Source organism: Nocardia arseniciresistens (assembly GCF_046764875.1).
Classification (GTDB): domain Bacteria; phylum Actinomycetota; class Actinomycetes; order Mycobacteriales; family Mycobacteriaceae; genus Nocardia; species Nocardia arseniciresistens.
Genome location: NZ_JBKORD010000021.1, coordinates 60,412 through 78,029, shown reverse-complemented (window position 1 = coordinate 78,029; position 17,618 = coordinate 60,412). Strand labels below are relative to the sequence as shown.

The 17,618-nt window shown below is 63.0% G+C and carries 11 protein-coding genes and 1 pseudogene; 3 read left to right on the top strand and 9 right to left on the bottom strand.

Annotated elements, in window-relative coordinates; translation table 11 throughout:
• Window positions 1-532: 532 nt before the first annotated feature.
• Complete coding sequence (locus ACLMAJ_RS32345; RefSeq protein ID WP_412017671.1) at window positions 533-2,683, bottom strand: acyltransferase family protein; 2,151 nt, start codon at window positions 2,681-2,683, stop codon at window positions 533-535.
• A 157-nt stretch (window positions 2,684-2,840) separates the two neighbouring features.
• Window positions 2,841-2,972 (bottom strand): hypothetical protein, encoded by a 132-nt coding sequence (locus ACLMAJ_RS32340; RefSeq protein WP_412017670.1) that lies wholly within the window; start codon window positions 2,970-2,972, stop codon window positions 2,841-2,843.
• 1,435 nt (window positions 2,973-4,407) lie between these two features.
• Here ACLMAJ_RS32340 and ACLMAJ_RS32335 point away from each other — a divergent pair.
• Window positions 4,408-5,484 (top strand): cytochrome P450 family protein, encoded by a 1,077-nt coding sequence (locus ACLMAJ_RS32335; RefSeq protein ID WP_412017669.1) that lies wholly within the window; start codon window positions 4,408-4,410, stop codon window positions 5,482-5,484.
• 110 nt (window positions 5,485-5,594) lie between these two features.
• On the opposite strand, the gene ACLMAJ_RS32330 is transcribed toward ACLMAJ_RS32335, so the two are convergent.
• Entirely contained in the window at window positions 5,595-7,412 is a 1,818-nt protein-coding gene (locus tag ACLMAJ_RS32330; protein WP_412017668.1) for an acyl-CoA dehydrogenase family protein, read from the bottom strand.
• 524 nt (window positions 7,413-7,936) lie between these two features.
• Between ACLMAJ_RS32330 and ACLMAJ_RS32325 the strand changes: the two genes are divergently transcribed.
• Window positions 7,937-8,110: a hypothetical protein gene (locus ACLMAJ_RS32325; RefSeq protein WP_412017667.1), complete on the top strand. Its 174-nt coding sequence runs from the start codon at window positions 7,937-7,939 to the stop codon at window positions 8,108-8,110.
• A 56-nt stretch (window positions 8,111-8,166) separates the two neighbouring features.
• Here ACLMAJ_RS32325 and ACLMAJ_RS32320 read toward each other — a convergent pair whose 3' ends face one another.
• Both ACLMAJ_RS32320 and ACLMAJ_RS32315 read right to left on the bottom strand, forming a co-directional pair.
• The gene (locus ACLMAJ_RS32320) at window positions 8,167-9,114 is read right to left on the bottom strand and encodes an AraC family transcriptional regulator (RefSeq protein WP_412017666.1); all 948 of its coding nucleotides are present in this window, start codon (window positions 9,112-9,114) and stop codon (window positions 8,167-8,169) included.
• 634 nt (window positions 9,115-9,748) lie between these two features.
• A pseudogene (locus tag ACLMAJ_RS32315) lies at window positions 9,749-10,052 on the bottom strand (transposase); the annotation flags it as partial.
• A gap of 157 nt (window positions 10,053-10,209) precedes the next feature.
• On the opposite strand from ACLMAJ_RS32315, the gene ACLMAJ_RS32310 reads away from it, so the two are divergent.
• Window positions 10,210-11,088, top strand: a complete 879-nt coding sequence (locus ACLMAJ_RS32310; RefSeq protein WP_412017665.1) for a PaaX family transcriptional regulator — start codon at window positions 10,210-10,212, stop codon at window positions 11,086-11,088.
• Between the two features lie 101 nt (window positions 11,089-11,189).
• On the opposite strand, the gene ACLMAJ_RS32305 is transcribed toward ACLMAJ_RS32310, so the two are convergent.
• The 4 genes from ACLMAJ_RS32305 to ACLMAJ_RS32290 form a co-directional block, all read right to left on the bottom strand.
• Complete coding sequence (locus tag ACLMAJ_RS32305; RefSeq protein WP_412017664.1) at window positions 11,190-12,653, bottom strand: APC family permease; 1,464 nt, start codon at window positions 12,651-12,653, stop codon at window positions 11,190-11,192.
• 42 nt (window positions 12,654-12,695) lie between these two features.
• Window positions 12,696-13,499: an aminotransferase class IV family protein gene (locus tag ACLMAJ_RS32300; protein WP_412017663.1), complete on the bottom strand. Its 804-nt coding sequence runs from the start codon at window positions 13,497-13,499 to the stop codon at window positions 12,696-12,698.
• Between the two features lie 52 nt (window positions 13,500-13,551).
• On the bottom strand, window positions 13,552-15,054 hold the full coding sequence (locus tag ACLMAJ_RS32295) for an aldehyde dehydrogenase family protein (RefSeq protein WP_412017662.1): 1,503 nt from the start codon (window positions 15,052-15,054) through the stop codon (window positions 13,552-13,554).
• Between the two features lie 179 nt (window positions 15,055-15,233).
• Window positions 15,234-17,615: a bifunctional salicylyl-CoA 5-hydroxylase/oxidoreductase gene (locus tag ACLMAJ_RS32290; protein ID WP_412017661.1), complete on the bottom strand. Its 2,382-nt coding sequence runs from the start codon at window positions 17,613-17,615 to the stop codon at window positions 15,234-15,236.
• Between the last annotated feature and the right edge of the window lie 3 nt (window positions 17,616-17,618).

The following is a 17,618-nucleotide window of genomic DNA, read 5'->3' as shown; positions in this document are numbered from 1 at the left end:
CTCGGGGTACTGGGTATCGGTGCCGGCGTAGCGAGCGCGGATCCGGGGCCCGGCCCGCAGGGGCCTGTGCCGGGGCAGCAGTGCGGGCCGCCCGGGGATCATCCGCAGGGTCCGCCTCCTGGGGATCACCAGGGTCCACCGCCCGGGGACCACCAGGGTCCACCGCCCGGGGACCACCAAGGTCCGCCGCCCGGGGATCACCCGCAGGGTCCGCCGCCCGGGGACCACCAAGGTCCACCGCCCGGGGATCACCAGGGTCCACCGCCGCAGTGCCCACCTCCTGCGCAGTGACGCCAGCACCCGTGGCTCGATGAAATAGCCTTTCCAGCACGGGATCTCGGTGTTCGACCTACGGATTCGGTTGCCCTGTAACTTGTCTCGACACGATGCCGACCTGGCCGAGGCATAGGTTCCGCATTTGCACCCGTCAGCGCAGACGGGCCCTATGCCCATTGGGGCATAGGGCCTTTCGTATTCTCGACCACCTCGCCGAGCGGGTGCCTCGGGGAAGTCGTCGAAGTGTGCGACGCCGTCACCACCACCGGGTGATCGAGCCGATCTGACGGCCGAGTTCGGGGGCGAGTGAGCGGACGTAACTGGCGGTGAGGTGGTGTTCGTCGCGGTAGATCAAGACATTGCCCTCGACGACCCGGCAGCGGTCCGCCCGGCATACCGCGTCGGTCAGGTCGAGGGGAAAGATGTTGGGGTAGGCCGATGCTGGTTGTTCGGCGGGATTGTTCGGTTCCAGAACGAGGGCACGGTCCATGCCGCAGCTGTCGGGGGTGCCGTGGTTGGCGAGGCAGTCGGTGGCGCGGTAGTGGACGCCGTCGCGGCGCAGCCAGGGCGTGTCGCGGATGGCGAGTGCGTTGAGTCCGCGGTCCGATAGTGCCGACCAGATGTCGAGGAATTCTGGTGGCACCTCGTCGCCGTCGTCCGAGCCCGGCCGGGTCGCGGTAATGAAGACCCAGTCCGGGCGTTGCTCGGCGAGGAGATCGAGTATCTCGGTCGACCATTCGTGGCACTCGGGGAACGGTGCCAGTGCGTAGGACGGCTCGTCGGACAGGGTGAGTGGGCAGCCTTCTTTGAGGAAGGTCACGATGCGGAAGTGATGTTCGAGAGCGAGCAATTCCAGTGCGGGCAGCCAGTGTTCGGAGTGTGAGCCGCCGACCACCGCGATCGCGTGCGATGCCGTCTCATCGCCGTAGGTGCAACTGCGGACGTCTCGATTCGGGGTGATGCAGCCGTCGAAGGTCGGTTTCGGTGCATCTTTCGACCCTTCGAATACGCTCGGTCGCATTCGTTCCGACGGGCCGACGGTCCCGGCCAGCAGCGTCGCTGCCCCGGGATAGTCGACCGGGTCGAGCAACGCCGGAGGCTCGGAAGGATTGGCCTTCAGCACCGCCTGCCAGCCGAATACCGCGGCCAGCACCCCTATTCCGAGTATCGACACCAGCATTCCGACACCGCGGTTGTACCGCGGTGGTGTTGCGGTCGAGCGAGTCGCGCCGTTGGCGACAGCGGGTTGTCGGAGTGGTGTTTCGATCAGCCGCTGGGTGGCGAGTGCCAATACGAGCGAGGTCGCGATCACCAGTAACCCGCCCCCGATGCCGGGGGTGAGGTTGCCGTACTCGGCGAGGTAGAAGATCAGGACCGGCCAGTGCCACAGGTACAGCGCATATCCGAGAGCGCCGAGTTCGGTGAACGCTCGCATACCGAGGATCCGATTCGGCAACGGCTGCGGTGTCGCAGCAGCGTTCATGCCCGACAGGATCAATGCCGCCGCTGCCGCGACCGGGAACAGCGCGGCCGGTCCCGGGAATCGGGTCGCGCCGTCGATCAGCAGCCCGCACGAGAGCACCCCGGCGACACCGAGCAGCGCCAGCACCGTGCGGAGCAACGGGGGCACCGTGATCCATGGCGCTGCCGTCGCCAACAGCGCGCCGACAAGCAGTTCCCACGCCCGCGCGCCGCTGTCGTAGTAGATCCACGCCTGATGTTGGGCCGAGCCTTCGGCCGCGTACCAGAACGACACCGCACCGACCACCGTTAGTAATGCCAGAAATCCACAGCGGTGCAATGGTTTTGCCGGCAACCGCCGACGTACCGATACCCAGAGCGCGACCACCGCCAGCATCGCGAGGTAGAACTGGCCCTGGACCGACATGGACCACAGGTGCTGGAGTGGGCTGACCGACGGATCGGGTGCCGCATAGTCGAGTTGGGCGTAGGCCAGATGCCAATTCTGATAATAGAAAGCCGAAGCGAGGGTTTGGGCCGTGATATCGCCCCACTGCGTATACGGACGCATCACCACCGTCGCGACGACGACCGTCGCGAGTACTACCGTCAGCGCGGGCAACAGCCTGCGCGCGGTCCGCCACAAAACCTGACCGACACCGATCGAACCGGAACCACCAGCGCGGCGTAGCAACATGCTGGTGAAGAAGAACCCCGACAACACCAGGAACACATCCACGCCACCGGATACCCGGCCCATCCACACGTGGAACACCACCACCAGCGCGATCGCGATACCGCGAAGTCCGTCCAGATCGTGCCGGTACTCCCGCGCCGCAGTCGAGGGCTTGGCGGGTTGGGTTCGTCCGATCGGGTCGGCCGACCGCAAGGCGAAGGTTGACGTGCCGGTCGCGTTGCGGGGCACAACATCCTGTGGTTTCGGCATGGGCTGCTCCTCTCATGTCGGCCGGACCGGGGTGGGGATGGTTCGGGGTGTCAGCTGAAGACGAAGTACCGCAATCACAGATATGGTGCCGCGACAACGATTGTGAACGTCACGATGGCGCCGACCGCGGTCAGGTTGTCGCCGAAATCCGCTTCCATCACAATGCGTCGGCGCGCGCCTGGATATCGATACCACCGGCGAGGTCAGCTACCAGTGGGCTCATCGTCGCAACGTACGGGATGTTGTCGATGGTGCCCGACAGCAGGGCTGACACCACCGAGTCCGACATGACCGCTAAGAGAGCGTTTCCACCGGTGGCGGCGGCCCACCGATCATCGTCTCCACAATTACCTCGGCGATCAGAAATGGCGCGGGCCTGATGCCGAGGCGATCGCAGTGTGTGGCGGACCTGAGGGAGAATGCGAGCATGAGCGCGATCAGCGATAAGTTCAGACATCAGCTCGGCGTACCGGCGGTCGTGGCGCCCACGGGTGCCGTGGCACTCGTCGGCGGCTAGTTCGATGTCGGACCGGGAAGTGCCGGGACCGGATTCCTTGCCGGGGCCCGGGGGGAAGAGGTTCGATGCGCTGGAACGGATGCGCAGGAAGCTGGAAGGAATGAAGGCTGTCGAAACCGGTCCCCCTGGGGCGGGAGACGGCATGTCGAATGTCACCCGGCTGCCGCGTCGCCCCCGTCGCGTGACGGAAGAACCCGGCGAGCGGCCCCACAAGACTTGGCTTTCGGAAAGTGGCTCCGTCTTCGATTCCGCACCGACCAGGCCCGTGCTGCGGTCGGAACTGGAGCGTGAGACAGGGTGGTGGCCGGTGGACTCCGGCGCCGCGCGGCACCGCGCTCCGGAGGTTGATCCCGGCAGTGCCGAGCATGATGGAAGTGTCGTCGATCTCGACGCTCTGCGGCGGAGACGAGCTGGTGACGATGCTCCGGCAGCCGGAATCCGGCGCATGGTCAAACCGCGCCGAATTGGAAAAAGCTCAGGCGAGAGCTCCGGCGCCGGCGGTGATCACGGTTCTCCACCGGCGGACGGACCTGCTGGGCGGCATTGACTCTCCGCGAATGCGGCGGTGGCTTCGGCAAGGAGTTTCGATCGGGTCGTCGTCGTAGCCGTGGGGGTGGAGTTTTCCCGCCAATGCGCTCTTCCATGAAGTCAGCTCGTACTTTCCGCGTTCGATCATTTGGATGACGGTGCGGCCAGTGTTCCAGTCGGTGTAGCGCTGTTGTTCAGCCGTGCGTGCAGCAGACCGATTGGTCCGCAAACTGCTTGGCCTACAAGGGAAACAGGCAGTGAGTATGATTTGCCGACGTGGAGCCTGTTGTGCGCGAACATCTCGGCGTGAGGTGTCGGTCGGTAGCGATGATCGCGTTGCCCTGGCGACGCACGGCAGCTCGAATTGAGCCCGCGGCCAAGCGCGGTACTGGTCGCCGTCACATGATCGCCAGCAGATTTCATTCAGTTGCACGCTCAGGGCCACCGTAGACACATGCCCCGAGATCACTCAGCACGTCGTCGTATTCCTGTTCCATACCTGGAGTCAGTCATTACAACACCACATGAACCCCCATCCGCATCCCCCACCGGCTGGTTCGAGGCCTCGTCGCCAACCGCTGCCAACCCTGATCAGGTTCCGGTTCCGCTATACACCGCGGAGTTCGCCGACGACCCACATGGGGCCTACGCTGAGATGCGTAAGACATACGGTTCGCTGGTGCCGGTGGAGCTGTCGCCTGGTATTCCAGCCACGCTGGTGATCGGTTACAGCACCGCGATTCGGATCAACAACGATCCCGAGCGTTTTCCGGCTGATCCGCGCGCCTGGCAGAAGAACGTGCCCCCTGATTGCCCGGTGCTGCCAATGCTGGAGTACCGCCCGAATGCGCTGCGCAGCGGCGGGCAGGAGCATGCGCGTTACCGGAAGGCAAACGTAGACAGCATCGACGATATCGACCTGACCGACCTCCCCAGACAGATCGAGCAGATCGCGATCCCGCAGATCAACACCTTCTGTCTCGACGGGCAGGCCGATCTGATCAGCCAGTACGCATTTCCGGTCACTTTCGCCTATCTCAACGCCATGGTCGGGTGCACGCCCGATATCGGCGAGCGGGTCGCAAAGGGTATGGCCCTGATGTTCGAGGTCACCGACGCAGGGGAGGGCAGCGCGATGTTCGCTGGTGCCCTGGCCGAACTGGTCGCTCTCAAGCGCGTCAAGCCTGCCAACGACGTGACCACCCGGCTGCTGAATCATTCGGCCGAGCTGAACGGCGAAGAGCTCGTCCACCAATTGGTCACCGACTATGGTGCGGGGATCGAGCCGTTGACCAATCTGATCGCCAACACGCTGCTTCTGATGCTCACTGACGAACGGTTTTTCGGGCATGCAGCGCTGACGACGGCTGATGCGTTGAACGAGAAGCTATTCGACGACTCACCGCTGGCGAACTTCTTGATCACCTACCCGCGCCAGCCGATTCTGGTCGACGGTGTGTGGCTGCCCGCCAACCAGCCCGTGGTCACCAGCCTGGCGGCCTGTAACAACGACCCCGCGGCCGTGGGGGATCTCAACGTGACCGCCAATCGGTCACATATCGCGTGGGGCACCGGGCCGCACGTGTGCCCGGCGAAGAACGTTGCGTTCCAGGTCGCGCATTGCGCCATTGATCAACTGCTCGACCACGTGCCCGACGTCCGGGTCGCCAAGCCCCTGAAGTGGCGTCCAGGGCCTTTCCATCGATCCTTGACCGAGCTGCCCGTTGTCTTTTCGCCGTCGCGGAACAAATTTTGACGAGACCGCCGACGACCTCGGGATGTCGATCCCACATCCCGAGGTCGAGTCAGCTATTCCTATTCATCCACTGAGCTGAGGGCCTTCGCACCCAGCGCGACGGTGTTCGTCTACTGTGCGACCGCGCTCAGAGCGTCCGCGGACTGCTCTACGAAGTTGTCCGAGTCGAACGCCGTGCGCAGGGATCCACTGTTGAGCTCGAACGCCGCGACGAGCTCGGTCAGGTGAGGGGCTAGTAGGTCATGCAGTTGCCTGCGCATGTCCCTCAACGATCCTCGTAGCTTTGGGGATGGACCGTCGGGAGCCATGTCCGCGCCGTGTTCCTTGCACTGGCGGATGGCGAAGAGGGTGAGCAGATTCTCGGCCACCTTTCGGGGGCCGGCGGGCAGCTGACCGGCACGCTCAGCCATGGTCTCGGCCGCCTGGTGCACAATGTGCGCCTCGGCCTCGGCCAGGGCAAGGTCATAGACACTGTCCCACCGTGTTTGGCGGTCGCCGGTGGCATTTGCGTATGCCTCCCGCGTTAGGTGCCGCAAGTAGTTCGTGCGAGCACCGAGCCAATCCACCCAGTTGCCTGGAGTGTCGATATCGCAGGGTTCGGGGTTGTCCCAGCATCCAGGTGTCCACTCGTCGGGGAGGGGTAGACGCCGGTAGGCGGCGAGAAACGCGATGACGTCACTGTCACCCTCGGCGGTCGCCGCCGCGTTACGCAGGCCGTGATAAACCGGGATCTTGTTGTGGGCGAACATACCTTCGGCACCGAGCCGGTCGCGCACCTCGTTACACACGCGCAGTGCCGTGGTTGTGGCGAAGTACTTCGTCAGCGCCACAAGGTCGGTGAGCTGTTGCTCCTGCTCGTCGGCCCGATTGTCGGTGGCGTCAACGAAAGCGTCCACCGCGACTTCCACCGCCGTGGTGGCGACGTAGGTATCGGCCACCGCATCCAGTAGCGGACCGTAGTGGGACGGGACCTGCGAGAGCGGGATGCGGCCGCCGGCCATGCTCGCGATGTCTCGTTGGGTGGCGTGGTTTACAGCGATCGACAGGGAAGCCCGGGAAACGGCCGCAGCCATGGCCGAAATGCACAGCCGACCCACCCGTACTCGACTGATGGCGCGCCACACCTGGTTGTCGGCGGGTATCGGAGAGATCAGCTGGCCGTCGTCGATGCGGGTCCCGGTATGCGACACCAGGCTCCCGAGCGACAGACGCACATCGTGGAAGCTGGTCAGCGCATTGTCCATCCCCAGATCCGGCTTTTCGGGTAGGAGGCGCACGGTGATCCCCGGCCGCATCTGCCCGTCCGCATCGGCCATCCATACCAGGAACGGGTAGGTGCCGCGATCGGCTCCGTCCACGATCAGCCGGGCGAAGACGATGCCGAACCGTGCCACTCCCTCCAACGGCGGCGGCGCTGTGGTCGGCATCCGCTTGATCGCTGTCTTGGTCGGCGTGTTCAGGATGTACCCGCCACCATCGGCCGGGTCGTAGACCGCGGTCGTCTCCAGATTGTTCAGATCAGAGCCGTGACCGACCTCGGTGAGTACGTACGCGCCCACAGCGCGGCCCGCCAACAGCTCCGTGAGAGCCTCGGCAGCCTCGACGGTGAGGGAGGGCTGCTCGAGCAAGGTCCCCAGAACGAGGTTGATCTGCACCGTAAGCAAAGCGCCGAGGTGTGGATCGACGACAGTGGCCTGCTCGTGCAGGGTCACCAAGTCTCGCAGATCGGACACGGTCTCGGTGACCGACAGGTGCTGGAGCAGCCCCAAATACCGTTCGTACGCTCGTTTTCCCGGGTTCTGTGTGACAGTCCACCAGTCTTCGTCGAACGTTGCCTCACCGAACTGCTTGTTGTACCGCTGGGCCACGATGCGTCGATCGCCGAACAACATATCCGCGAGGTTCTCTGCAATCTCTTGCGCAACCATAACTCCGCCTTCCACTCATCGCCGATCCCTCTACGGCAGCAAGACCGACCTACAACCCACTTGCCATTTGTTTGCCGCAGTAGAAGCGTACGCCTCCGAGTCTAGCTACGTTCGATCATTGCTCAACTAAGAGAACACATTTCGGCGTTCAACCAGAAGATAGCTGATGGATCGCCAAACTCCCGCATCTGAGTCGCGCACCCAAGCTGCCGGAACCCGAAAGGTATTGGCCGCCAATGGGGTAAGGTCACTTGAAGCGCAGAACCTGGTGCAGGAGAAGATGTTTAGCCATCCAGGAAGGTCCACAGCAAAGCAGTTGGGCCCGCCGAGGCGCGCGGCAGCAATGTCGGTGTCGCCTGTTCATCACCCACCTCTCAGCAAATCCAGGGTACGGCCGCCCATCGTGCCGAGTGATGCGTTCAGGCCGAATTGGTGCGGCGTCAACCACTTCGCAGGCTCTGGTGCCCGCGAAGCATCAGCATCCACACGGAACAGCTTGGCGCGGAACTCCTCTGGCGACGGCCATGCAGACCTTCCGCGACCCCGAACGAATATGGTTGGTGCTTCTCGGTTTCCGCGCGGCCCGGATCGACGACGAGCTCGGCCCGATCCTGGAGCACGCCAACACCTTCGACCAACCGCGTTTGCCCCATCGGACATCGACGCCGTGGTTGGGTAACTTCGTGCAGGTGTCCTGATGTCAAGGATCGGGGGCAAGATGCTGTTCGAGATCACCGGCTATCTGCCGGTGCATTCACCGAATAAACAGCACCTCGTGCGTCTCGGCCGGGGTTCGCCCGTAGCGTTCTTTATAGGACTCTCGGAAGCTGCGTGAGCTGGCGAATCCGAGTTCGTCTGCGAGACCTTTTATCTCTTCTGATGTCAGGCCACGGTCACTGGAGATCCGACGATGCGCGCGTTCGATGCGAATCGCGTTCAACATCTCCATGGGCGGAGGATATCCGATGTCTTCCATCGCTCTGTACAGCGTCCGCGCGTGGATTCCCATCATCGCGGCGACGGCCTCGGTCGTCAGGTCACGGTCGTTAGCATGTTGTTCGATAAGCAGTCGGGCTTTTTCCGCTACCTTCGCACGCTTGCCGGGCTTGATATCCGGATATGGGTTGATTGCCCCATTGATGTTGCCGAGCGCACCGGAACATGCGACGGTGAAATCTCCTGCCGTCCAGTCCTTGATCTCGAGAATTGATCGAACCTGTGTCGCCAAGTGGCGCACCAAGGGACGCTTCTCGTCCAGCGCGAGTGGAGTCTTCGCAGCCCAGACGGAATTGACCTGATCTGCGGGGACGGTCATGATCAATGCAGTGATGGGACTGTCATGTGTCATGAAGAGCCCGTGATGCCAACGGAAAAAGCCGACTTTTCCGGGGGCGAAGACCTCTCTGTGCTCGCCCTGTTCGAACCTGAAAGTCCCTCGCAGTGGAATCAGGAGCCGATAGCTGGGATCGTCGTCGTCGCGTTTTATATCGAGTCTGGAGCGTCGATAGTCGACCGCTGTGGTGGTGAATTCGACTATCTGGAATGGGCCGACGCCCTGTGCAAACGCGGATGACTTGAATACCTCGTTGCGGAAACCCAACCCAACCGAACCTTGCATCTCCCTGAGGTATTCTTCCCACGACCCATTGGGGTCCTCGGTGTCGGATTCGAAAGCCTGACTCATCAATTCTGCACCGGTCACACCGCCCCCCTTTCAGGAACCTGCCACAAGCGTTGGAGCCGGCCGTAAGATTACAAGAATGTCGAGAGAGGTGCCGAGTCGTGGCGGCAGGCGAACTCGGCGAGAGTCGCTCACCGGGGATGGGCCGATCCGCGCGGTGCTCACCAGGGGTGCGGCAGTACTGACAGGCGGCGATGCCCGTTGGGGACGAAACCCGGTGTCGCCCAGTGTGTCAGCCAAGGTTGGAATCGACCGCTGAGGTCGCGAACCAGCGCGCCAGGCTTGCCACGTCTGCCCCCTTCGCAGACGTGAATCGACCGGCGGCGCGCAGGTGTCGACCGGGTGTGGACCTGTCCGAACCTCCTTTTGTCGTGCCGAAAGCTTGTCTCGAAGACTAAGTTGCGGCGCTGCCGAGCCTCTACCGTTTTCCTGACAGATCATGGTCAATTTTTGACAACCGATCGGCGTCGAGATGTTGTCGCCCGCTACCAGGTAATCGGGACCTGTCAGTGACTCGCCGAACTCTCGGTCGCATCCATGAAGGTCCTGTGAACCGTCCCGTGCCATCTCGTCCAGGTCGGTCTTGGGAGACGTCGTCGAATCGGCGGTCGTGCCACGTGAGCTCGGGGAGGGTCAGGTGTGTGCCGTAGGTGCGCAGCGCGCCCGGGTGCGCCGATTTCGGCAGCGAGGCAAGCACATTCGCCGACTTGTGGAACCAGTAGCGCTGCTCCCTCGCTTCCGGGAACGCATCGCGCGACGCTTTCCAGAAACCCGAGCGCGCCGTCACCGACCGTGAGTACAGGCGCGGTCATCCCGCGGCGTCGGTACCCGCGCAGCGGATCCGCCCACGACTCGGTCGATTCCCGATATCCGTTGGCGATCGCGACCAACTCCTTGCGGCCGTCGGCCCGGACCCCGATCATCACCAGCAGGAACAGTTTCTCCTGCTCGAGGCGCACTCCTGCCCGGTCGTAGGCGGCCCCCGTGAACTGCGACAGTCTGATATCTCACCAATACGTCGACCACAACGAAAGCGACATAGAATAGTGGTTGGCGACCGCCCAGGTCGCCTGGTTGTGATCGCTGACGACAACCGGTCCGTCTACCGAGAGTGCCATGTCGACATCTTCTGTGCTCGTTGTCAACGATCAGACCGACGTGCGTCTGCCAAACGACGGCCCGCCGTCGAGACGGCTCATCGTCACACTGTTCGGGCTATACGCGCGCCCGCAAGACAACTGGCTGTCGATTTCCACCATCGTCAAGCTGATGGGCAACCTCGGCACCGATGAACCCGCAGTCAGATCGTCGGTGTCGCGGCTCAAGCGTCGCGGCATCCTGGAGAGCCAGAAACGCTCCGGAGTGACCGGGTACGCGCTGTCCACTTCGGGTCTCGACGTGGTGGCCGAGGGTGATCATCGTATCTTCGATCGTCGCAGGGCCACCGTCGATGACGAGTGGGTAATGGTCGTGTTCTCGGTGCCGGAGTCCGAGCGGGAGCGCCGCCACGAGCTGCGCGCGACTTTGACGCGAGCCGGATTCGGGACTGTGGGGCCGGGGGTTTGGATCGCTCCTGGCCACATGTGCGACGAAGTGCGGCCGCGCCTTGCGCGCCTCGGTCTCGATACCTACGTCGAAATATTCGAGGTCCGGCACGTGTGCTTCACACCGATCGAAGTGGCGATACAACGATGGTGGGATTTCGACCAGCTCGCCGCGCTGTATTCGAGCTTTATCGACCGCTACACTCCGATCGCCGACTGGTCGGTTGGCCGGCGCATAGAGCCGAGTAGAGCGTTCGCCGCATACGTCCCGATGTTGACCGAGTGGCGGCGCCTACCGTACATGGACCCCGGGCTTCCCATCGCACTACTCCCGAGCGATTGGCCCGGTATCGAAGCCGAAGCCCTGTTCGATCGCCTGCACAAGCGACTTCGCGGACCAGCGCAACAACATGCCGATGTCGTTCTCGATTCCTGCCGCACCAACGCGTAGTTACCGTAGCGGACCGCCGACACACTTGTGGAGTCGGATTGCGTTGTGGCGCAATCCGACTCCACAAGCCCCTCATCCATTCTGGATCTATGGTGCGCGGGTCACCGCTCTGCGGTCATCGTCTGCCCGATTCGGCGTGACAACTTCACCGCACCCATCGAAATCGCGAGGCCTACCGCGCACCAGGCGATCGCCAGGTAGGCGGGAGACCCGAGGATTTCGGGTTGGCTCTTCATGTTCTGCCACAGCACCACGACGATGACGATCGCGCCCGCGGTCAGCAGCGCGACGCAGAACACCAATCCCGATGCAGGACCTGATGTTCGAGAGCGCAGCCGCGAAACCACCAATCGGATCGCCGCGAGTTCGACCATCAGATAGCACACGATCAGTGCGACAGAGCCGACAGTGGCGAAGAAGAAGTAGGAATCGATCGCGGGGTTTCCGGTGCCCATGTTGGGCCATTTCGTCGCCCAGGACACCGTGTTCACCACTAGACAGATGGCGATGACGGCCATTACGGCATTACGGGGGCCTCCCGCCGAGTCCGCTCTTGACAGCACTTTCGGCCCGAAGCCGTCACGCGAGAAGGCGAACAAGAGCCGCCCGGCCGCCGAAGCACACGCGAGGTTTGCCGCGAAAGCCGACATCGCCGCCGTGAATACGATGACCAGACTGAACAGTGTGCCGAGGTAGGTTCGGCTGAGTTCCCCCAACGTGTTACCTGACGCACCAAGTGCGGCAAGTCCTTCCGCATCCGTTCCGAAGCCGATGACCTGTGCGAATACGACGGTGAGGTACAGCAGGCCGAGTAGCGCGACCGTTGCCACCAGCGCTACGGGGATGTTGCGTCGCGGGTTGTCGCCCTCCTCCCCCAGCGCGACACAGGCTTCGAATCCGGCCCAGGAGAGAAACGCGATCACCACACCGGCGAGAGCGGCGGACGGCGTGACCGCGTCGAAGGTGAACACCGTGAAATCGAACCCCGTCGAAGGTGCACCGCCTTTGGCGAAGATCGTCACCGCCAGCACTATCATCGCGACGACGCCGATCGCTTGGAACCACATCAACACTGTGGCAATGAATCTGATGTCACGCCCTGCCAGTAGTGCCGAGCCCGCGACCACCGCTAGTACCGGAACGATCCATGGCAGCTGATGCGGGTTGTCCGTACCTTGCAGCTGGGAGAGGAACGAATTGGTCGAGGCCGCGAAGATCGAGCACGTACAGATCGCAAGGGTGATGTACGCGCCTGCCATCGCGAATCCGCTGAAGAACCCGGCCCGCGGGCCGATTATCTTGCCGACTATTCCGTACGCGCTGCCCGCGTGGTTGGTGTATCGGGTAAGAACGACGAAGGCAAGCGCGATCAGAGCTACGCCGATCAGGCCGAATATGAAGACGACGGGTAGGCCTTTTCCGACACTTCCAACAATGCCCTGGGTATTCCCGGACATCGCCATGGTCGGGCCGACCGTCGCGACCGAAACGCCGATCAAGGCCCATAGGCGGAGCTTCTTACGCTCGGCCGGTATGCGCTCGGATGATAATCGTAGCTCTGCCATTGTTTTGCCTCAATTTATGTTTCGATAATAAAGCCCGAAAGGCTACAGTGCGATAATCGGCTCGTTCAGCCAGGCCCTGTGCATGATGTCGGTGAGTGCGCCCGAGTCGGCCAATTCGACCGAGTCGATTCGGCTGACCGCGACCGCGGGTGTCCAGGAGTTCATCACTACCGCCCCGGTCAAAGCAGCGAGGTCGGCGTGAGTGATCGACTGTTCGCGCTGTGGCACACCCAGGTTCTCCAGCTGCCTGCCGACGATGGACATCGTCGTGCCGAGCAGCCTCTCGGCTTCCGGCCAGACCACCGAGGTACCGTCCCAGAAGGCCAGGTTCCAGATGGATGCCTCGCTGAACTTTCCGTGCCGATCGACGAACGCCGCGTCGTCGAAGCCGTTTTCCTTCGCCTTTCTGAAGAAGTAGGTCTTGGCGATCTCGCCGACGTGTTTGATCTCCGGGAGAACTCGCTCGTACTCGAACGATTCGAGCGCCAGTGGGCCTGCGGGCCCGTCGAACGGTTCGCCGGTTCGAACAAGAACTCCGAGCTGCGCCGCATCGGGAGCCGAGACGAACTCGCCCTCCTCCGAGTAGACGGTCGCCATCAACGACAGGTCCTCGGTGCCTGCCACGACGGCCGCCGCGAGGTAATCGATGATCGCATCGTCGGGCAGTGCGGATCCGTAGAGCTGTTGCGAAGCGGTACGGAGTCGAGCCAGATGCAAATCGAGGCCACGCACGCCGCCCCCGCGTATCTGCATGGCGGTGAAGTGCGCGAATCCGGAGAAAGCACGCGGAGTCAGATCGTCGACCGTCGCGGGAAGTCCGTTTCGTTGCGCGACAAATGAACCCATGTTTTTCGATCCTTCTGATCTAGAGGAGGTGGTTAATGCTCGTCGAGCAGTATCAGGACGGCAAGAAGAATGCCGGAGCCGGCTCGTTGAGCAGCGTGACCGATTTGAGGTGGGTATACATATTCAGGGTCTCGGCGCAGAATTCACTGCCGATTCCACTGTCCTTGAATCCGCCGAACGGCGAGCCGTCCACGAGATTGAAATATTTGTTGACCCACACCGACCCCGCCTCCAGCGCGTCCGCGGTCCGCATGGCGTTGGCGATGTTGTGGGTGTAGAGGCCCGCGGCCAATCCGTAACGGACGTTGTTGGCCTGGGTGATCATCGAGTCGTAGTCGTTCCAGCGGATGACCGATAGCACCGGACCGAAGATCTCCTCCTGAGCGATTCGTGAGTCGTTGGTCGTCGCGAAGATGGTCGGTTCGATGAAGTAGCCGAATTCGTTGCCGGGGATGTCGGCGCGGGCGCCGCCGAAGAGTAGCTCCGCGCCTTCGGATCTCCCGATATCGATGTAATCGAGCACCCGCTTTCCTTGCTTCTCCGAAACTAGACCACTGACTGTGGTTGCCGGATCCAGCGGAGATCCCACTGTGATTCGCCCGAATCCGCTGACGAGCTTGTCGACGAACGGATCGTAGATGTCGTCGTGGACGAACAATCTCGTCCCGGCCAGACAGGACTGGCCGTTGCAGTAGGTCACGGCGAACGCGGCGTTGTCGACGATGGCATCGAGGTCGTTGGCGACATCAGGGAACACGATGTTGGGGCTCTTGCCGCCGAGCTCCAGCGATACCGGTACCAACCGCTCCGCGCCCGCATGCGCGACCAGCCGGCCGACCTCGGAGCTGCCCGTGAACGCGAGCTTTTTCACGTCGGGGTGCGCGGTCAAGGCGGCCCCGGCTTCGTCACCATAGCCGGGGACGATGTTGACCACTCCTGGCGGAAATATCTGGCTGATCAGTTTGCCGAGCTCCAGCGTCGACAGCGAGGCGTGCTCGTCGGGCTTGAGGACTACGGTGTTTCCGGCGGCCAAGGCCGGAGCGATCTTGAAAGCGGCCATGATCGCGGGAACATTCCACGGAATGATCTGGCCGACAACACCGATCGGTTCGCGTTTGGCGATGGCTATTCCGCCGGGGATCGACCTGTTCCACCCGGCGTGAGTCAGCGCCGCGGCGGCGAAGAAACGGTATTGTCCGAGCGCGATCTGGTGGTCGATGAATGTTTCCCCCACCCGACGCCCGATATCGAGTGCATCGATGAGTGCCAGCCTCTCGATATTCTCTTCGATCGCCCGCGCCAGTTCTAGCAGCTTCGCCGAACGTTCTTCCAGCGTGGTCGCGGCCCAACCGGGGAATGCCGCTTTCGCCGCCGCGACGGCGTTTGCTACATCGGCCGACGTGCCGCGGGTGATGCGCGCAAGGTGTTCGCCCGTCGCGGCGTTGACCGCGGGGAAGTTTTCGGAGGTCGCCGAGGCGAAGTGTCCATTTATGAGCGGGCGATAGATCTCGTCGAGATCGACTGTGTGCGGAGACTGTGTCTCTGTTCTTGTCACGGTATTGATCCTCAATGCTTTCCGAAACTTTATGGTGCGGGCTCGAGCGCCGTCATCGGCCGGGTCTCGATCACGTTAGACCCTTTCTTGATATTTCGCATCCATGACGGCAAAAAATATGAAGAGATATTTTTTCGACATGGTGGCCCCGTGCTGACATGCGCTGTTCATGGCTGTGCTCAGTTCCCGGCGACGGCGGCGGGGCGCCATCGCCGGGTGCTGCGGCGCTCGTGTTCGGATCCACGCACCAGGGCCAGACGTGGCGGTGGCCCGTCTTTGCGGTTCGCTGGCGGCTTACGTGATCCGGCGGCGTACGGGTCGGGCCACCGGACGCCAGGACCCTGATACTCCTGCTCGGTGGCGGCATGCAGCGTCCAGTGCGGGTCGTAGAGATGCGCTCGACCGAGGGCGACGAGGTCGGCGCGCCCGGCGAGCAGAACCGAGTTGACATCGTCGTAGGTCGAGATCGCGCCCACCGCGATCACCCGCACACCGTGTCGAACGCCGACCTCGTTGCGGATACGGTCCGCGAAGGGGGTCTGGTAGCTCCGGCCGTACTGCGGCGCTTCGTGCTTGACCACCTGACCCGACGAGATGTGCAGTACGTCCACCCCGTGCTGCGCGAAGACCTTCGCGATTTCGACCGCGTCGTCGACCGTGATGCCGCCCGCTGCCCAGTCGGTGGCCGAGATGCGGACCGACATCGGCCGGTCGGCAGGCCAGGCGCGGCGTACCGCGTCGAACACCTGCACAGGAAACCGCATCCGGTTGTGCAGCGAGCCGCCGAACTCGTCGGTCCGCGTATTCGCCAGCGGGGACAAGAACGAGGACAGCAGATAGCCGTGGGCGCAGTGCATTTCCAGAAGATCGAAACCGGCCGCGGCGGCGCGGTGCGCCGCGGCGACGAAAGATGCCTGCACCGCAGCCATCTCGACGCGTGTGATCTCGCGCGGGGTTCGACTGGTCGAGCCGTAGGCAACCGCCGAGGGGCCGACCACATCCCAGTTTCCGTGGTCGAGTGGATCGTCGATACCTTCCCACATGCGCTTGGTCGAACCCTTGCGTCCCGAGTGACCCAGTTGGACACCGATCTTCGCGTCGGTTCGGTCGTGCGCGAACTCGACGATTCGCTGCCACGATGCCTGCTGGGCGTCGTTCCACAGACCCGTGCAGCCCGGCGTGATCCGCCCCTCCGGGGAGACGCACACCATCTCCGTCATCACCAGCCCGGCGCCACCGAGCGCCTTACCGCCGAGATGGACAAGGTGGAAGTCGCCGGGAATGCCATCGGTGGCCGAGTACATGTCCATCGGCGCGACGACGACCCGGTTCGGCAGGCGCACGCTGCGCAGCTGCAATGGGTAGAGCATCGGCGGGCGAGCTGGTTCGTCGAGGTCCGAGGATTGCTCCAGATACCAACCGTCCACGCGTGCGAGAAATCCGTGATCACGTAACCGCAGATTGTCGTAGGTGATGCGGCGGCTACGGGTGAGCAGATTGAACGCGAACTGTTCCGGCTCCTGGTCGAGGTACTGCCCGATCGACTCGAACCATTCCAGACTCGCCTGCGCCGCGCGCTGGATCGATTCGACCACCGGACGGCGCTCGGTCTCGTACGCCGCGAGGGCCGCGTCGATACCGTCGTTCTCGCGGATACAGGCCGCGAGCGCCAGCGCGTCCTCCATCGCCAGCTTGGTACCGGAGCCGATGGAGAAGTGCGCGGTGTGGGCGGCGTCGCCGATCAGCACAACGTTCTCGTGGCGCCAACGTTGGTTGCGAACCGTCGTGAACTCGATCCACCGGGAGTTGTTGGCCAGGACCTCGTGGCCGTCGAGCACGTCGGCGAACAGATCTTGCACCAGGGCGATGGACTTGTCGTCGTTCTCACCCGATGCGAATTCGCGATCGGCGAAGGCATCGAAACCGGCTTTGCGCCAAACAGATTCGTGCATTTCCACAATGAACGTGCTGTGCGAGTCGGAGAACGGGTACGCATGGATCTGCATCGCACCGAACCTGGTATCGCGCACGACGAACTCGAACGCTTCGAACACCCTGGTGGTTGCGAGCCACATGTATTTGTTCTGTCGACGGTCGAGAGTTGGGTCGAATACGGTGTGATACCTGGATCGCACGGCAGAGTTCAGACCATCGGCGCCGATCACCAGATCATGGGTTCGCCGCAGCTCTTCGACATCGGGCGCCCTGGTGCGGAATCGCACCTCGACGCCGAGCTCGGCGCACCGCTCTTGCAGTATGCGCAACAGCTCCTTGCGGCTCATCGCAGCGAACCCTTGACCACTCGCGGTGTTGACCACGCCGGCGAAATCGATGTCGATGTCGTCCCAGCGCGCGAACTGCTCCGCCATCCGGCGGTAGACGACAGGATCGGCGTGTTCGATGCCGCCGAGGGTTTCATCGGAGAACACGACGCCGAAGCCGAATGTGTCATCCGGTGCGTTCTGCTCGTACACGGTGACCTCGTGCGTGGGGTCGAGCGTGGCGGTCAGGGCGGCGAAGTACAGGCCGGCGGGTCCACCGCCGACGATGGCTGTACGCATGAT

What these genes read in the sequence shown, in the direction of transcription:
- ACLMAJ_RS32345 (WP_412017671.1), bottom strand. Translation starts at nt 2,683, where the DNA reads ATGCCGAAACCACAGGATGTTGTGCCCCGCAACGCGACCGGCACGTCA.
- ACLMAJ_RS32340 (WP_412017670.1), bottom strand. Translation starts at nt 2,972, where the DNA reads ATGTCGGACTCGGTGGTGTCAGCCCTGCTGTCGGGCACCATCGACAAC.
- ACLMAJ_RS32330 (WP_412017668.1), bottom strand. Translation starts at nt 7,412, where the DNA reads ATGGTTGCGCAAGAGATTGCAGAGAACCTCGCGGATATGTTGTTCGGC.
- ACLMAJ_RS32325 (WP_412017667.1), top strand. Translation starts at nt 7,937, where the DNA reads ATGCAGACCTTCCGCGACCCCGAACGAATATGGTTGGTGCTTCTCGGT.
- ACLMAJ_RS32310 (WP_412017665.1), top strand. Translation starts at nt 10,210, where the DNA reads ATGTCGACATCTTCTGTGCTCGTTGTCAACGATCAGACCGACGTGCGT.
- ACLMAJ_RS32305 (WP_412017664.1), bottom strand. Translation starts at nt 12,653, where the DNA reads ATGGCAGAGCTACGATTATCATCCGAGCGCATACCGGCCGAGCGTAAG.
- ACLMAJ_RS32300 (WP_412017663.1), bottom strand. Translation starts at nt 13,499, where the DNA reads ATGGGTTCATTTGTCGCGCAACGAAACGGACTTCCCGCGACGGTCGAC.
- ACLMAJ_RS32290 (WP_412017661.1), bottom strand. Translation starts at nt 17,615, where the DNA reads ATGCGTACAGCCATCGTCGGCGGTGGACCCGCCGGCCTGTACTTCGCC.